Source organism: Ensifer sp. 38_S197, assembly GCF_056924495.1.
In genome coordinates, this window is record NZ_JBXOVZ010000001.1 from 827,231 (window position 1) to 842,162 (window position 14,932).

The 14,932-nt window shown below is 59.4% G+C and carries 17 protein-coding genes and 1 pseudogene; 9 read left to right on the forward strand and 9 right to left on the reverse strand.

The genetic code is table 11. The features are described 5' to 3' along the window. Positions 1 to 273: 273 nt before the first annotated feature. Positions 274 to 534 (forward strand): hypothetical protein, encoded by a 261-nt coding sequence (locus AC1Z3V_RS03730; protein WP_483497287.1) that lies wholly within the window; start codon positions 274 to 276, stop codon positions 532 to 534. A gap of 48 nt (positions 535 to 582) precedes the next feature. On the opposite strand, the gene AC1Z3V_RS03735 is transcribed toward AC1Z3V_RS03730, so the two are convergent. After that, the gene (locus AC1Z3V_RS03735) at positions 583 to 1,185 is read right to left on the reverse strand and encodes a helix-turn-helix domain-containing protein (protein ID WP_483497288.1); all 603 of its coding nucleotides are present in this window, start codon (positions 1,183 to 1,185) and stop codon (positions 583 to 585) included. A gap of 271 nt (positions 1,186 to 1,456) precedes the next feature. On the opposite strand from AC1Z3V_RS03735, the gene AC1Z3V_RS03740 reads away from it, so the two are divergent. The 3 genes from AC1Z3V_RS03740 to ppk2 are packed head-to-tail and all read left to right on the forward strand — an operon-like array spanning position 1,457 to position 4,691. Next, positions 1,457 to 2,779 carry a DUF3300 domain-containing protein gene (locus AC1Z3V_RS03740; protein WP_483499537.1) on the forward strand — a complete coding sequence of 441 codons (1,323 nt, stop codon included), beginning with the start codon at positions 1,457 to 1,459 and terminating at the stop codon, positions 2,777 to 2,779. A gap of 21 nt (positions 2,780 to 2,800) precedes the next feature. After that, positions 2,801 to 3,775, forward strand: coding sequence for a DUF2950 domain-containing protein (locus AC1Z3V_RS03745; protein WP_483497289.1), 975 nt, complete (start codon positions 2,801 to 2,803; stop codon positions 3,773 to 3,775). Positions 3,776 to 3,830: 55 nt separating this feature from the next. Then, positions 3,831 to 4,691 (forward strand): polyphosphate kinase 2, encoded by an 861-nt coding sequence (gene ppk2 / locus AC1Z3V_RS03750; RefSeq protein WP_483497290.1) that lies wholly within the window; start codon positions 3,831 to 3,833, stop codon positions 4,689 to 4,691. A 122-nt stretch (positions 4,692 to 4,813) separates the two neighbouring features. Here ppk2 and AC1Z3V_RS03755 read toward each other — a convergent pair. After that, positions 4,814 to 5,260: pseudogene (locus tag AC1Z3V_RS03755) on the reverse strand (efflux RND transporter permease subunit); the annotation flags it as partial. Further along, positions 5,260 to 6,372: an efflux RND transporter periplasmic adaptor subunit gene (locus AC1Z3V_RS03760; protein ID WP_483497291.1), complete on the reverse strand. Its 1,113-nt coding sequence runs from the start codon at positions 6,370 to 6,372 to the stop codon at positions 5,260 to 5,262. The pseudogene AC1Z3V_RS03755 and the gene AC1Z3V_RS03760, both read right to left, overlap by 1 nt. 97 nt (positions 6,373 to 6,469) lie before the next feature. Between AC1Z3V_RS03760 and AC1Z3V_RS03765 the strand changes: the two genes are divergently transcribed. From AC1Z3V_RS03765 to AC1Z3V_RS03775, 3 genes are all read left to right on the forward strand, one after another. Beyond that, positions 6,470 to 7,054 (forward strand): TetR family transcriptional regulator, encoded by a 585-nt coding sequence (locus AC1Z3V_RS03765; RefSeq protein WP_483497293.1) that lies wholly within the window; start codon positions 6,470 to 6,472, stop codon positions 7,052 to 7,054. Between the two features lie 50 nt (positions 7,055 to 7,104). After that, positions 7,105 to 8,382 carry a beta-ketoacyl-ACP synthase II gene (gene fabF / locus AC1Z3V_RS03770; RefSeq protein WP_483497295.1) on the forward strand — a complete coding sequence of 426 codons (1,278 nt, stop codon included), beginning with the start codon at positions 7,105 to 7,107 and terminating at the stop codon, positions 8,380 to 8,382. A 100-nt stretch (positions 8,383 to 8,482) separates the two neighbouring features. Continuing rightward, positions 8,483 to 8,695, forward strand: coding sequence for a hypothetical protein (locus AC1Z3V_RS03775; protein ID WP_483497297.1), 213 nt, complete (start codon positions 8,483 to 8,485; stop codon positions 8,693 to 8,695). A 290-nt stretch (positions 8,696 to 8,985) separates the two neighbouring features. Here AC1Z3V_RS03775 and AC1Z3V_RS03780 read toward each other — a convergent pair whose 3' ends face one another. From AC1Z3V_RS03780 to AC1Z3V_RS03795, 4 genes are all read right to left on the reverse strand, one after another. Next, entirely contained in the window at positions 8,986 to 9,807 is an 822-nt protein-coding gene (locus tag AC1Z3V_RS03780) for a DUF3800 domain-containing protein (RefSeq protein WP_483497298.1), read from the reverse strand. A 141-nt stretch (positions 9,808 to 9,948) separates the two neighbouring features. Beyond that, positions 9,949 to 10,359: a ubiquitination-like system serine protease family protein gene (locus AC1Z3V_RS03785; protein WP_483497299.1), complete on the reverse strand. Its 411-nt coding sequence runs from the start codon at positions 10,357 to 10,359 to the stop codon at positions 9,949 to 9,951. Further along, positions 10,356 to 11,558 carry a ThiF family adenylyltransferase gene (locus AC1Z3V_RS03790; RefSeq protein ID WP_483497301.1) on the reverse strand — a complete coding sequence of 401 codons (1,203 nt, stop codon included), beginning with the start codon at positions 11,556 to 11,558 and terminating at the stop codon, positions 10,356 to 10,358. The genes AC1Z3V_RS03785 and AC1Z3V_RS03790 overlap by 4 nt, the downstream gene beginning before the upstream one ends. After that, entirely contained in the window at positions 11,518 to 11,970 is a 453-nt protein-coding gene (locus AC1Z3V_RS03795; RefSeq protein ID WP_483497302.1) for a multiubiquitin domain-containing protein, read from the reverse strand. Before AC1Z3V_RS03795 ends, AC1Z3V_RS03790 begins: the two co-directional genes overlap by 41 nt. Positions 11,971 to 12,153: 183 nt before the next feature. Here AC1Z3V_RS03795 and AC1Z3V_RS03800 point away from each other — a divergent pair, with 183 nt between their 5' ends. Continuing rightward, the gene (locus tag AC1Z3V_RS03800; protein WP_483497303.1) at positions 12,154 to 12,540 is read left to right on the forward strand and encodes a helix-turn-helix domain-containing protein; all 387 of its coding nucleotides are present in this window, start codon (positions 12,154 to 12,156) and stop codon (positions 12,538 to 12,540) included. Continuing rightward, positions 12,533 to 13,393, forward strand: a complete 861-nt coding sequence (locus tag AC1Z3V_RS03805) for an ImmA/IrrE family metallo-endopeptidase (protein WP_483497305.1) — start codon at positions 12,533 to 12,535, stop codon at positions 13,391 to 13,393. Before AC1Z3V_RS03800 ends, AC1Z3V_RS03805 begins: the two co-directional genes overlap by 8 nt. A gap of 337 nt (positions 13,394 to 13,730) precedes the next feature. On the opposite strand, the gene AC1Z3V_RS03810 is transcribed toward AC1Z3V_RS03805, so the two are convergent. Together AC1Z3V_RS03810 and AC1Z3V_RS03815 are read right to left on the reverse strand one after the other, a co-directional pair. Next, positions 13,731 to 14,510, reverse strand: a complete 780-nt coding sequence (locus tag AC1Z3V_RS03810) for an SDR family oxidoreductase (RefSeq protein ID WP_483497306.1) — start codon at positions 14,508 to 14,510, stop codon at positions 13,731 to 13,733. Next, positions 14,507 to 14,836 carry a nuclear transport factor 2 family protein gene (locus AC1Z3V_RS03815; protein ID WP_483497307.1) on the reverse strand — a complete coding sequence of 110 codons (330 nt, stop codon included), beginning with the start codon at positions 14,834 to 14,836 and terminating at the stop codon, positions 14,507 to 14,509. Before AC1Z3V_RS03815 ends, AC1Z3V_RS03810 begins: the two co-directional genes overlap by 4 nt. Positions 14,837 to 14,932: the final 96 nt, after the last annotated feature.

Below are 14,932 nucleotides of genomic sequence, written 5' to 3' on the forward strand. Positions count from 1 at the left end.
GCCCAACTTAAAGGCGATCCGGTTACTAAATACCCCACTTTAATGATACTATGTTTAGAACTCGCGCAAGAATAGCCGCCGACGAGAAAAATCTTAGACACCAAGCACCCCGCTAGGCAGCATCGGCCGCTTCGCGGGAAGTTTGCTGATATGAGCCGTCAGGTGCTGCGCGCATCGACCGTATTGTCGCGTATCATACCTTTTCAACCACCATCCTCCCCCTAATATCCGGCAAGGGTTGAGACGGGTCGTCGTGTCCGGCGGGAGGGGAGCATGGAAGCGCGATTGAGTTCAAACGGAAGTAGCGCGGGGCTTCAGGCTGCGCTGAATCGCTTCCCCGACAAGTCCCTTCGAATAAGACAGCTTCTTCTGAGGCGGGAGAGTTTTCGAGGATTGTGCGAAGACTTGGCCGTTGCTGACGATGCCCTAGCCAGGGTCGGCTTGTATTCGGCACATCTTCGTGAAGAACGCCGACAGGAGTTCGAAGAGCTCATCGAGGCTCTGGTTAAGGAAATCCAGGAATTCCTGGCGTAAATGGAAATGTCGCGCCGGACGTATCCGGTCCGTGCCCCTGTGGTCGTCTCAGCCGCAAATTGCTTTCAAGGCTTTAATATTCAGGATCTCGATGCGACGAGAGCCGTCGAGCCGGATCAGCCTACCTCGCTTCAATCTTGTCACAGTGCGCGAAATCGATTCGGTGGTTAAACCCAGGTAATCTGCAATGTCACTGCGAGGCATTGGCAACTCGAACGCGTTGGAACCATGATGCCGAGCCGACATTTCGAGCAGAAACGCAGCAACGCGTTCATTGGCGCTTGGTCGGCCGACGACGAGCTGCCGCTCCTGCGCAGATGACAGGGCCAAGTATATTGAGGATAGGGGCACAGTTTTATCGCCGGTGGTGGCGTTCACGGAGAGTATACCAACCGATCCTATCGCCTCCGCGCAGAAATTTCGATGCTTGCCTGGTTCGATCCCAAACCATTCTCCCGCCATATGAAACGAAAGAATCTGTCGCCGGCCACTGGAGAGCATGCGATAGACGCGAACGGTCCCGAAAGCGACGCGGAAGGCGCGGTTGGTCGCGTCCCCGGCGCAGTAAATTGCCTGGCCATTAAAAAAGGTCAAAAGGGGAGCACCTTCCTGGAGACAATTGCTGCCACTGGTCGATATTCCAACAGTCATTTGGCCTCATTAGACGGCGATAACGGTGCGCAGGCGGATATGCGATCGAGATTGTCGAGAGGAAAAATCACTTTGATGACAATACGACGTCCACCTACGCGCGCAGCGTAACTTACGCGAACTTACGACTGCCCCCCGATGGAGATCTTTCGCGCGCATGCGCAGCCATGTTTATTCGCCCCTGGGCCGGCCAACTGGGATGCGCCGTCCTCATGCTCGGAGGTGATCTTTAGTGCGCAAGACAATAATCGTACTTGGAAGTGCTATCGCCATGATGCTCTCGTCACCGACGGGCATGGTGTTCGCACAGCAGACAGCGGGCGCGCCGGCTGAGCAGCAAACGGCGCCGGAACCACTCAGCGACGACGAACTCGAGATTTTGGTCGCCCGCATCGCGCTCTATCCGGACGAACTGGTGGCGCTCATTTCCGCCGCCGCGCTCTATCCGCTTCAGATCGTCGAGGCGGAGCGGTTCCTGGAAGTGCGCCAGAAGAAGCCCGACATGAAGCCGAAGGACGATTGGGACGGCAGCGTCATTTCGCTGCTCAACTTTCCCCAGATCGTCAAGATGATGGCCGAAGACCTCGAGTGGACGCAGTCTTTCGGCGAGGCGATCGGCAATCAGCAGAAAGACGTGCTGATCGCCATACAGCAACTGCGTGACGAGGCCGTCGCCAAGAACATCATCAAGACGGACGACAAGGTAAAGGTGATCCAGGAGGGCGACAACGTCGTCATCCAGGCGGTGAACCCGGAAACGATCTATGTGCCGCAGTATCCGCCGGAAATGCTGTATCAGCCCAACTATACGCCGGCGCCGATCAGCTACTACGAAGAACCCTCTCCCGCCTATTGGTATCCGGGCGCGACCTTCTTCGCCGGAGCTGTGACGGGTGCCGCCTTCGCGGCGATCGTCGACTGGGACGATTGGGGTGTCTGGGGCGGGCGCTGGAATGGCGGCGACGTCGACATCGACTGCAACAATTGCTTCAACAATATCAACGGCAAGGTCAAGTGGAACGACGTCGACTGGAAAAATGTCGATCGCAGCAAGATCAAGTTTGATAGCACCCAGCTTCAGAATTTCGACCGGACCAACGTCAAGAACAACATCAAGGCCGACGGCAACAACAACCTGCGCAACCGCGCCAACGAGATCAACCGCGATCGGCCGAACGCGCGGCCCGCCGGTGGCAGCGCTGGCCAGATCAAGGACGTGCGCAAGAACACGCTTGAAGGGTTGAAGGCGCAGCAACGGCCCGCGACCCGTCCTGCCGATGGTCAGGCGACAAGACCGAAGGCCGGCGACGCCAAGGCAAGCGCAAACCGTCCGCAAACAAAGCAAACCCCGGCAAACCGACCAGCAGGAAAGCCGAAGATGGGCGGTAAGGCCGAGAACCGACCGGCGAAGCCGTCTGGCCTCGGCAACGTCAATTCCGGCCGTCGCGAGGTTAATTCTTCACAGCGCGGTGGACAGAGCATGGGCGGCGGCCAGCGCGGCGGTGGGCGCCCACAAGCGACCCGCGGCGGGGGCAAACCTCCAATCCAACGCGGTGGCGGCGGCGGTGGCCGCGGCGGCGGCGCAAGACGTTAATCGGATCACAGGAGAACGACCATGACCAAGCTCTTCAATCCGCTTCTCCTGGCATCGGTTCTGGCGTTGGCCAGCGTGCCGCTCAACGCTTCCTTGGCGCAGACAAAGGCGCCAGCGGAGCAGGCACCAACCGATCAGATGGCGGCCGGCCTCGATGCCTATGCGGCCGACGAGGATCCCCCGGTCTTCGATAATCCCGCCAAGGCGGTCGACGAATTCAAGGCGAAGCTCGCCGCCAATGACTTCGCCGGTCTGGCAAAACTACTGGGGCTCAATGCCGAGAAGCTGAAGGCCGGTGAAGGGGCGATGGATACCTTCGCGCTCATTCGCGAAGGTGCCGCCCGCAACGTCGTCGTACGCGACCTCGAGGGACGCAAGATCATCCAGATCGGCGACCGGCTGTGGCCCCTGCCCTTCCCGCTCACCAAGGGCGAGGACGGCAAATGGGCCTTCGACACCTATGTCGGGCTCGAGGAGATCCTCAATCGCCGCGTCGGCGAGAACGAGCTCGAGGCGATCGATACGGTACAGGCCTATGTCGATGCCCAGCAGGAATATGCCTCGCGGGATCGCGACGCCGACGGCGTCCTCGAATATGCGCAGAAACTGATCAGCACGCCGGGCCAGACCGACGGGCTCTACTGGCCGGCCGGTCAGGGCGACGGCGAAAGCCCGGTCGGCGACGCGATCAGCGAAGCAGCGCTGGAAAAGGCGAAGGCCGGCCAGGGCTATTTCGGCTACCGTTTCCGCATTCTGACATCGCAGGGCGACAACATTGCCGGCGGCCGCTATGACTATGTCATCAACGGCAACATGATCGGCGGTTTCGCGTTGATCGCCTGGCCGGTCAGCTATGCCGAAACCGGCGTCAAGACCTTCGTCGTCAACCAGCAGGGCATCGTCTACGAACGCGATCTCGGACCCAGCACCGAAGAGATCGTGCCCTTCATCGATCGTTTCAATCCCGACGACAAATGGGACGTCGTACCCGATTGAGCGGCGAACTCTAGCACCGTTAAAACAGCGCGCAGTTTCGAAACAGGAAGAAGAAATGGGAAAAGATAAAACCAAGAAGAAGAAAAAGAATAAGGACAAGAACGACGCCGATAGGGTTACCGAAGCAGCCGCCGCACCAGAGGAGCGCTCATCCGGCGGCTACGCCAAGGAGCTTGCCCGACTGCAGGAAGAGATCGCGCATCTGCAGGCCTGGGTGAAAAAGACCGGCGCGCGCATCGTCATCGTCTTCGAGGGGCGCGATGCCGCCGGCAAGGGTGGCGTGATCAGGCGGCTGACCGAACGCGTCAGCCCCCGCGTCTTCAGGGTCACGGCCCTGCCCGCGCCCACCGAGCGGGAAAAGTCCCAGATCTACATGCAGCGCTACATCCAGCATTTGCCGGCCGCCGGCGAGGTCGTGATCTTCGATCGCTCCTGGTACAACCGCCCGGGCGTCGAGCGCGTCATGGGTTTCTGCTCGGAAGACAGCGCCCGACGTTTCCTCGAACTCGCACCGCGCTTCGAAGCGGCAATGGTCGAAAGCGGCATCGTCCTGCTGAAGTACTTCCTCGATGTCAGCGAGAAGGAACAGGAGCGCCGGTTCCGCCAGCGCATCGCCGACCCGTTGCGCCAATGGAAGCTCAGCCCGATGGACGTCGAGTCCTATCAGCGCTGGTGGGACTATACCCGGGCCTACAACGAGATGATCCGCATGACGGACACGGAGTATGCCCCCTGGTGGATCGTCCCGTCAGACGACAAGAAGCGGGCGCGCATCAATTGCATCTCGCACATTCTCGCCTCGATCCCGTACGAACGCGTGAAGTTCACCGAACCGGACCTCGGCAAGCGCCAGAAGCGGCCGAACGACTTCGCGGACGACGATCACGTTCGCAGGACGGTACCCGACGTCTTCTAGGACTGGTAAGCCCGCGCCTTGCGGCGCGGGCTTACCGAAACGGAGTGTTCTCTTTGAGCAGGGATAAGTGCTGCTGTCATGAGACTCATGGCAGAGGCCGAACTTAACGGCTCCGATCGAAAGGCCTTCAGCGCATAAAGGGCAAAGCTCACGTCCGAATATTCATCGTTGACGAAGGGCCCGAACACTCCGGGCGGCAGGTTTCTCGCCTCATCGCCGAGTTTCTTGCGGGCCTGATAAAACTCCTCTTCGACGGCGCTCGCCGGCGTGCTGTCCTTGAGGGTGACCGTCAAATATGCGTAACCGGGGCGGGTTGTCGTCTCCACCCGATCATACCAGGTGAGTTCCTGGATACGCTTTTCCAGCGGTTCAGCGACGAGGTCCTGCATCTCTCGGGCGGTCGCGCCCGGCCAGACGGCCGTGACCGTCATCGTCTTGATAGTGAACGAAGGATCTTCCGCGCGCCCCAGCTTGACGAAGGCGTAGACACCCGCCGCAACCAGAAGGACGATGAAGAACAGGGTGACTGCCCGCTCACGAACGGCGAGCGCGGAAAAATTGAAGTTCATCAGTTCGCCGCCTCTGCCTTTTCGACGTTGGTGCGGATGGTCGCGCCGTCGGTCAGAAGATGCGCGCCGAGCGCGACTACCGCCTCGCCGGCATTCAGGTTCGTCACGATCGCGTTTTCTTCACCGAGCCGTTCGATCTTTACTTCGCGAAAGTGCACACTCGACGCTTGCGCATCGACCACCCAGACGCCAGTCTGAGTGCCATCGTCCAGGACGGCGCCGACCGGCACCTCGGCATGAATTTGGGCGTGCTTGTTCGGTATTCTGATCGTCACAGTTGCACCCAACGGCGCAGTAGCGGCTGCACCCTGCAACACCCAGCGAGTCTCGTAGGTGCGGGTCTGAGGATCCGCAGCAGCAGACATCTGCCGCAAGGACGCGGCTTCTTCCGCTTGGCGGCCATAAACGGTGGCGCGGGCAAGGGCGCCGATCTCAGGTCTGATATTTTCCGGCATCCAGACCAGCGCTTCACGCGCGCCCGCCTTGGCAAGCCTGACGACTGGCTGACCGGCTGATACGACCTGGCCGGGTTCGCCAAGTGTCTCGACGATGGTGCCGTCGGCATCTGCCACAAGGAGCGTGTATGTCGCCTCGTTTTCGGCAACTTTCGCCTCAGCTTCTGCCGCAGCAAGCTGCGCTGTCGCGGTATCGAGAGCAGTCTTGGACTGTTCGTACCTCTGAGGAGAAGCCGCCAGGCCATTCTTCACGAGCTCCGCATAACGCCTCTCGTCGGCCTGCGCTTGGACAAAGGTTGCTTTGGCGGCCGCAACCGCATTGCGTTTGGCGGCGACTGCCAGACGAAGATCTGTCTCATCGATCCGCATCAGTGGTTGCCCGGCCCGTACTTCGTTTCCGAGCTCCACCAGCCGTTCAACGATTTTTCCCGGAACGCGGAAGCCGAGATCGCTCTGCACACGTGCGGCTATGGTTCCGGTAAAGCTGCGTGCCCCCGCGTCCGGCGTTCTCGCTTTGATGACGCTGACGAAGGGGACAGCGGTCCGAGGATCCGCAGCTATCGCGACCTTCTCATTGGGCCAGAAGATAAAAGCTGCCGTCGCAACCCCCGCACCGGCGAGTACAGCCGCCGAGGAGAGAATAAACTTCGTTTTCATGTGGTGACCCTTCTTGACGGTCGACGCGCTCTGAATAGATTGTGATCTAACTCTAAATCATATATAGATGTCAATTGAAATCTAAAAGGAGACCACCATGAGAGTCACTCGTGCCCAAGCCGAAGCGAACCGGGAAGCCGTGATCAACGCTGCCAGCAGGCTCTTTCGCGAGCACGGCTTTGACGGCATCGGTCTCAAGGATCTGATGAAAGGTGCCGGTCTGACCCAGGGCGGCTTCTACAAGCAGTTCGAGTCCAAAGAGGATCTGGCCGCCCTTGCGTCAAGACGGGCCATGGAGAGCGCGACGCGCAGATGGTCATCCGTCGCAGCCTCGAGCTCCGATCCACTTCGAGCCGTCATCGATCTCTATCTTTCAGCCGGTCACCGCGGCGAAACCGCCGACGGGTGCCCACTTGTGGCGCTCGGCGCGGACGCGGCTCGTCAGAGTCCGGAGGTGCGGACACCCTTCCAGGATGGCATCAAGGCTCACATCCAGGTGTTGGAGGAACTGATGCCGGAGCAAGGTGAACCCAATCCCAACGAAAAGGCCATGGTTGTCCTGTCGCTTTTGGTCGGCGCCGTCACGCTCTCCCGGATCGTGACCGATGCGAATCTGTCGGATCGCTTGCTCGAAGCAGCCGCAAACGAGGTCAAGCGTCTCGCCCCGCTCAACGACGATTAGGACGACGCCCGTCCTGATCCGGCAATAGCCTGCAATACATTGGAGTCGTCATGCGTCGTATCGTCGTCACAGGCATGGGAGCGGTTAGTCCGCTCGGTGCCAATGTAACCAGTTCCTGGAGCCGGCTTCTGGCCGGCAAGTCGGGCATTCGCCGTCTGTCGGACGACATCGTCGGCGATCTTCCTGCCAAGGTGGGCGGCGTCGTTCCTTCGAGCAATGACGACGCGGAAGTAGGATTCAACCCCGAAACCGTCCTCCCGCCAAAGGACCAGCGCAAGATAGATCGCTTCATTGTGTTCGCACTCGCGGCGGCTGAAGAGGCGCTCGCGCAAGCGCGCTGGTGGCCGATCTCGGAAGAAGACCGCCTGAGAACGGCAACGATCATCGCCTCGGGGATCGGTGGGTTTCCGGCCATAACCGACGCGGTCAGGACCGTCGACCAAAAGGGACCGCGGCGCCTGTCGCCGTTCACCATCCCCTCGTTCCTGGTCAATCTGGCAGCGGGTCAGGTGTCGATCCGACATGGGTTCAAAGGTCCGCTCGGGGCGCCGGTGACGGCGTGTGCGGCGGGTGTACAAGCTATCGGCGACGCCGCGCGGCTCATCCGTGGAAACGAGGCCGATATTGCGATCTGCGGTGGCACCGAAGCCTGTATGAACATCGTGAGCCTTGGCGGCTTCGCCGCTGCGCGTTCGCTGTCCTCAGGGTTCAACGACACCCCTGAGCTGGCGTCACGACCATTCGACATGTTGCGTGACGGCTTCGTGATGGGCGAAGGCGCGGGCGTGCTGGTGATCGAATCCCTGAGCCATGCGCTTGCGCGCGGCGCCCAACCATTGGCCGAGCTGGTCGGTTACGGCACCACGGCCGACGCCCACCACATTACCTCAGGTCCTGAGGACGGGTCAGGCGCGGCAAGGGCCATACAGATTGCGATCAAACAGGCAGGCATCGCCCCGCAAGAGATCCAGCACCTAAATGCACATGCGACCTCGACCCCTGTTGGAGACCGTGGGGAAATTGAGGCGATCAAGACGGTGTTCGGGAAAGGGGCCGGTCTGGCGGTCAGCGGCACGAAGTCCGCGACCGGCCACCTCCTCGGTGCGGCTGGCGGGCTGGAGGCCATCTTTACGATCATGGCGCTCAGAGACCAGATCGCGCCGCCGACGTTGAACCTGAATGCGCCGGACCCGGCAAGCGACGGAATAGACATCGTCGCGCACGAGGCCCGTTCGGTCCCAATGAACTACGCGATCACCAATGGGTTCGGTTTTGGAGGTGTGAACGCAAGCGCACTGTTCAAGCGTTGGACCGCAATACGGGCGTGAGCATCAGCCGAAAAGTCGCCACTGGCTAGGACCGGATCCGGGGTCGATTGGCACAACCAGCCTTAGGATGCGATGCAAGTACATGTTGCAGGAGATTACGATGCTGAAACGCTTTTTGGCAAAGTGGCGACTCTGGGAGCAAGCGCTCGACGGGATAGATGACCTACACGGAGATCATCTCATGAACCTGGAGCAGCGTGTGGTGAGCCTTGAGAAGGAGCTGGCGTTATTGAAGGAAAGGCGCTTTCCGGAATCTCCGATTGAGCGCCTCTTGTCTCTCGACAAGCTGAACCCTGAAGGTGGAAGACAATAAACACGCTGACCTTGCAGCCGCGCGGGCGGTGACGGCCGACGTCGTCGCGCGGTGGGATGTCGACAGCAACAGCGGCATGGTGATAGCTTACGAGAGAACGAGCGATGCCAGTTCGTACATCATTTCGACGAATGTTGCGTTCGTACCGCCGTCAGGTTAATTCGGCTTAACGAAAAATTCCTTGCAACAAATCATGGGGTACGATAGTTATTCGGTCGGGCCTGGCCCACGAGATCGCCTTTGCGGTCGCCCAAAAGCCTCGATGGAAACGTCGGAGGCTTTTTGAGTTTTTAGGCCTTTCGTTCGACATTCTCAAAGCAGCTGTATTTGGATCCGAGCATCGGCCGCTCGTCTTCCTTGATATGACAGTCAATCAGCTTTCCGTCGTCGGTCAGGCGCTGGTAAGGGCGATTGCTGGCATGATAGCCGCCCATGCAGATCGGCCATAGATACAGATCCGCCAGTTGCGCCATCGGCGAAGTCTTCTTCTTGGTCCTGAACTCGTAGAGCGTCTGGGTCAACTGCTCGGCGGTCAAGGGGCCGTACTTATCGGAATTGTCCTTAGCGAACGGCATTCCCTCCGCCTTTAGAGCCTTGTAGTAGCCCTCCAGGTTCGCATCTTCAGCCTTGTTGCAGCGCTCAGGATGCACGCGCAGCTTCATGCCTTGGGCGATAGCGTATTTCGCGGCGCGTTCGACGACGACAGTGAATGCGGTTTTGCAGAGCATCCAAGGATTCTGTTTGTACTGCTCGAGGTATCGTCCACAGTATCCGGGACGGTCGACAGTGCACGCGATACCGACCACGGGCGCCCCTCGCATCAGAATGTAAAGTTCCTCGTAAAATGCTCCCAGCTTGTCCTTTTCCCAGCCCCGCAGGAAATCGAAGTTCTCGTTCTGCGATCTGATTTCTGAAGAGTGCAAGGGCGCCGTGATTTCCCATTTCTCACAGAACTTTGCGTGAAGGTCTCGGGCGCTGTCCTCTTCGTCACTTCGAACTAGGATGCCACCGAGTGCGAACCAGTCGTACCCGTGCGCCGCTTTCTTCCCGACCTTGTGGGTGGGATGTCTAGTTCCGGAATCGTCGAGGTAGAGGTTCAAGGTGACAGGCAAGGCAATCCTCTCGTGGCAGTCGATCGGTTTCGTTCTAGTCGACTACTGATACCCGCGAATACATAATTTTTGCTCACTACCATTTCATCATCCACCTTGATGTCGCTCAGTACCTGAAGATCAACCGGCCTGCCGCGAAGTCTACCGCGGCGGCCCGAAGGAAGTGAGCCAGGTCCAGGCTCGGCCTAGGGCAGCCAGCATACGCTGCAGGAAGGACAGACGCTTGCAATCGCCCTGCGCGTGACGAGCGATCTGTTCGCGCATCACCGCTTTCGATATGGCTGGATCGAAGGCGCGCAGCCACTCAACTTCGCCGGCCGTAATGACGTAATGCGAATTGCATGGTGCATCGCAGACGGCGATCGACGGGCGCACCGTCGCCATTCCATCTCGTTCAGTGACCTGGTGGCTGTCTGGCACCAGCAGCGAGACACGATGACCGCAGCCGCAGGCGCACAGCAGGGCTCCGATCTCGAATTCCTCGCTGTGGTAGACGACGCCCGGCATCAAAGGCCTGGGCATGCGTTCGACGGCTTCATAGCGAAATCTCATTTAGGTTCCTCCGCCCGGTCCATTTCGAAGGTCACGGTATCGAAGATTGTGGCAGTCGCAGCACTCTCTCGGTCCAGCAGCCCGAAATGCTGCTTGAACCGGATCACTGCCATGTTGGCATTCAGCGCATTGAGTTCAGGAATCTGCGCCTGCTTGCGGTATTCGTCAGCTTTCGCGTTCTGGACCGGCAGACGCACCGTGCCTCGATTGTTGTCGAAGGCTTCGCGACCGGTGCCCGTAATGCGCACGAAACCGCTGAGCCCGACGGATGAGCGGTTGAGGCCCATGCCGCAATCGACGAAGGGAATGTCATTCGCACTCAGCCAGTCCACGATTATCAGGCGCGCGGGCCCCTCATCGATGGAGACGAAAACGAAATCGAATTCGCGAAGCCGCATGACATTGTCGGCCGTGATGCGTTCGGCGACCGGCACAATGTCTGCATGCCATTGATCATAATGCGTGGCCAGTGCCTCGACCTTCAGCTTGCCGATGGCGCCAGGGATAAAGCCCGGCCATCGGAAGATCGTATGGAGATGGACCTTGTCATCATCGAACAGCGCGATCTGCTCGAGATGGGTACGAGCTACGGAATCGAGAATGAAGGCGCCTGTCCCGCCAAGGCCGACGATCGCAACTTTCTTGCCGCGCAAGAGCGCCGAAAGATCATTAAGATGATAGCGCGCGGACATAGCGTCGGGAAAGCGCAGCGGCGAACCCTGGGCAGCGGCCTTGACGGCGATAGCGCGCAAGGGCGTTGCATTCGGATAGGCAATGATCGCCGGCGTCGTGATCGTATCGATGTAAGTCCGCACCTTCTCCTCGAACGACTGGTACGGACGCAGCGCGCCTTGCTCATCCATCAGTTTATACGAAAACGCGCTGGTCGTGATCAGTTCCGGCATCACAGTGATTACACCGTCGCCGCCGCCAAGCCGAAGCGCGCGCCCCTGCTGGTCGTGCGGCCTGACGCCCCGCCACCACGCCTGATGATTGGAGGGCGCGCCGATGATCGCTCCGTCCAGATCGAGCGGGCTCACCCAGTCGCCATACTGCAGCCCGCCTTGGCCATCGAGATAAGGCAGGCCGTAGATCACGAGATACCCTCCGACAAAGTCGATCAGATATCCCGTCTCATCCAGATCCCTGAGGAAGGGATTATGATTCGCCAGTTCCGGCAACCCGAAAGCGCATTCCATCTTTCACCTTCACTTTCTGACCGGGTGCGAGCGTGCCGCTCGGGTTTTCGACCGGGCCGTTGGAGTATTTGACGAGATATTCGTTTGAGGGCTGACCGCCCTGCCCGAGATAGAGATCGACCACGCAGGCGTATGTGATCTTGTTGGTGTCGATCTCGTGCTCGTCGCCATTGACGAGAATGTCGAAGAGTTTCTGGCTATAAAAATGCTGACCCCGCGTCAGATGGATCGGCGTCTCATCACGCGGAATGCGCTCATCTTCCCCGTTGCCCGGGACTTCGCGATAGAGCTTTTCGCGCTTCTGGATTTCGGCAAGCGCATAGAGCGCTTCACCCGTCGTCGGGTTGGGTGACTCGACCGCCACGCGGTTGATATGGATGCGCACGATGTGCAGCGCGGCGATATCCAGCATGAATCATGTCCTTTCCCGCCCTCTGGCGGTGCTTGCGTTTCGCCCTGGCCGATGGCATCTTGGTGTCCGGCCAGACAACAGGAAGGGCTCCAAAAAAGCCCTGGTCTTGTTCACGTAAGATCAGAGCCTGTTGTCTACGTAGACAACAATTAAGCATTGAGTAAAATTTGTCAAGGAGGGCGAATGCCGGAAACAGCACTGGGCGTGTGGTTGAAAGGCCTAAGGGAAGAAAAGAAGCTGAGCCTGAGGGATCTCGGCCAGCGCAGCGAGGTCGATCACGCCTACATCTATCGGCTGGAAACGGGCGTGAAGGAAGCCCCGTCGGAAGACGTTCTGCAAAAGCTAGCAAAGGCGCTGTCAGCCTCAAAGCGCGATCGCGACATTCTGCGCTATCTCGCGCGCCAGACGAACGTCGATCCGAATATCCTGGAGTTTGTCCGTAAGGATCAGAGCATCAGCGCCGATGAGCTGCAGATGCTGTCCACCGTTGTGAATCGCGGCGCGAGGGCGGATTACGCAACCTCACTCGCGCGCATCAGACGCATGATGATGGATGACGACGATGGATGAGCTGTCAGTTGTTTCAGCAGCACGGGCGTTTATCAGCAAATGCGGCCCTCTTGCGCAGCCGGTCTCGGTCGAGACCTATGCGGCAGCAATCGGCGGCAGCATCAAAAAGGAAGCCTTGAACGACGGCGAAGATGGCTGGTCGTTCAAGACCCCGAAAGGAAAGTACAATATCTGCGTGAACTGCAATCAGAATGGCAGGCGCCAGCGGTTTACAGTCTGCCACGAGATCGCCCACGCGGTTCTAGACATCGCCCCCGATCATAGCCAGCCAAGCTGGAGTTTCAGCAAGCGGCCCCAAGGCGAGATTTTCTGCGACATTTTCGCCGCCGAGCTGCTTCTCCCTTATAAGCTCTTCAAGCCGCAGGTTGACTTGGTGGAAATGGGCATGGCGGCTGTTCGCGCTCTGGCCGATGATTTCGACGCCTCGCTTCTCGCGACCGGCTCGCGTTTTGCAACATTCTCAAAAAATCTCTGCGCCTTCGTCGTCTCGGAAGGCGGCAAGGTTCGCTACAGCGCCCGCTCGGCAAGTCTACGCCAAGCCAAGGGCTGGATCAGGCCCGGGTCGCTCCTGCCGGAGAGCTCCTACAGCGCACGCGTACGAGCCGGTGAGAAGCCGTCAGTACCTGAAGAAGCTGCGGCCGATGAGTGGTTCGAAGACTGGGACCGCGAAGGTGGTCTTTTCGAAGATGTCCTGCATGTTGAAAAATGGGATCAGACGCTGTCGCTACTTTGGTACGAAGAGGACGATGCCCCGCCCCCGCGTCTCGAGCGCAAGCAGTGGGAGGAACAGACCTACGGCCTGCGTGAGCTTGACGGCAATCTGCCCTGGCCGGGTCGCAGGAAGCGGCGATAGGTCAGGGCCTGAAGGAACCCGGCAGCGCGGATGTCTCCTATCCCTCGCCTTGAACCAAATTGAACCCTCGACCCCGCCGAGGCAATCCGACGGCAGAACTGAGCTTAATCCACTGACGCTCAGACCATCGCGATGCCTGATCGGGAGACGCCGACGGATGTGCTCGCCGATCTCAATTCCTGCTCTGCCGAATGTCGCAGGCATGGCACTGAGAGGGCCATTTCGGTGGCCGCGGCTGGCATAGCCCAACCGCGGCCGCCAGCAATTGACGAGCTTGGCTCTTGCCACTTCCTTCGTAGCAGATGAAGGTCGTGATGAGCCGGCACCTGTCGTATGCTCAAGCGGTCGGAACGGTCCCACCGTCTATCACATGCTCTGTCCCCGTAATGGATGTTGCTCGATCCGAGGCAAGGAACGCGATCAGATCGGCAACTTCTTCCGGTTGAGCCGGTCGTCCCAGCGGTATGCCACCGAGCGACTTCATGATCACTTCCACCGCGTCGTCGTAGCTAATACCGGCCTCCTCGGCGATGCGCAGGGCCAGACCATTGGAGTTTGGACTGGCAATCCAGCCGGGAGAAACGCGCACCACCCGTACACCTTTCGGCGAAACCTCCTTGGAGATGCTTTTGCTGTAGGTGTTGAGCGCGCCCTTGGCAGAAGCGTAGCCGGTCGTCGCCTCCGGTAGCGGAAGGTTTCTCTGGATCGACGTCACGTGGATGACCACGCCGCTTCCTTGAGCGATCATGCCGGGGATCAGTGCACGATCGAGCCTGACCGCCGGAAAAAAGTTTAGGTTGAACTCCTTGTCCCATTCCTCGTCGGTGAGCGTGGTAAAGCCGCCTGAAGCGGCCGAAGAGCCGCCCAGCATGTTCACAAGGATATCGAGCCCGCCAAGTTCCCGATGCACCGCGTCAACGACCGCTTGAACCCCCGCCGTAGTGGTCAGGTCGGCTTCAACGAATGCCGCACCGGAGAAGTCCGCTGGCTTGGTGCGCGCCGTCGTCAGCACACGGGCACCAAGTTCCTTGAACAAGGCCACGGTTGCAGCGCCGGCACCCAAAGTGCCTCCGGTGATCAGGGATCGGCGTCCCTGTAATGTAAGAAACTGTGTCATACGGTGATCTCCAGTTCGGCGATCTTTTCGTCCGCGAGGACGAAGAAGAACCGCAGGTCAATCGGGCTGCCAGGGAAGGTGCCGACGGCGTGGGCCGTCACTTGGGTCTTCCCGTTTTCGGTGGCAATAAAGAAGGGTTCCACCGTGTAGCTGTATTGCTGGCTTTCTTCAGCCATCCACTTGCGAATGGCGTCACGGCCCTCATGAGTCTTGCCCTTATCTTTCACGCTGCCGTTTTCGGTGAAGGCGGCAGCGACAGCATCGGGGTCGCCAGCTCTGTCCGCGTCGAAATAGACTTTTATGGCCTTAGGTAGTTCGACAGTCATTTTGGTCTTCCAATCATATTTCCAGCCTTAGCCAGCTGTGCCGCGACCCTCTTGAGGCCGACACGCCTAATCTAAGACTGGACGATTGGCTTGATA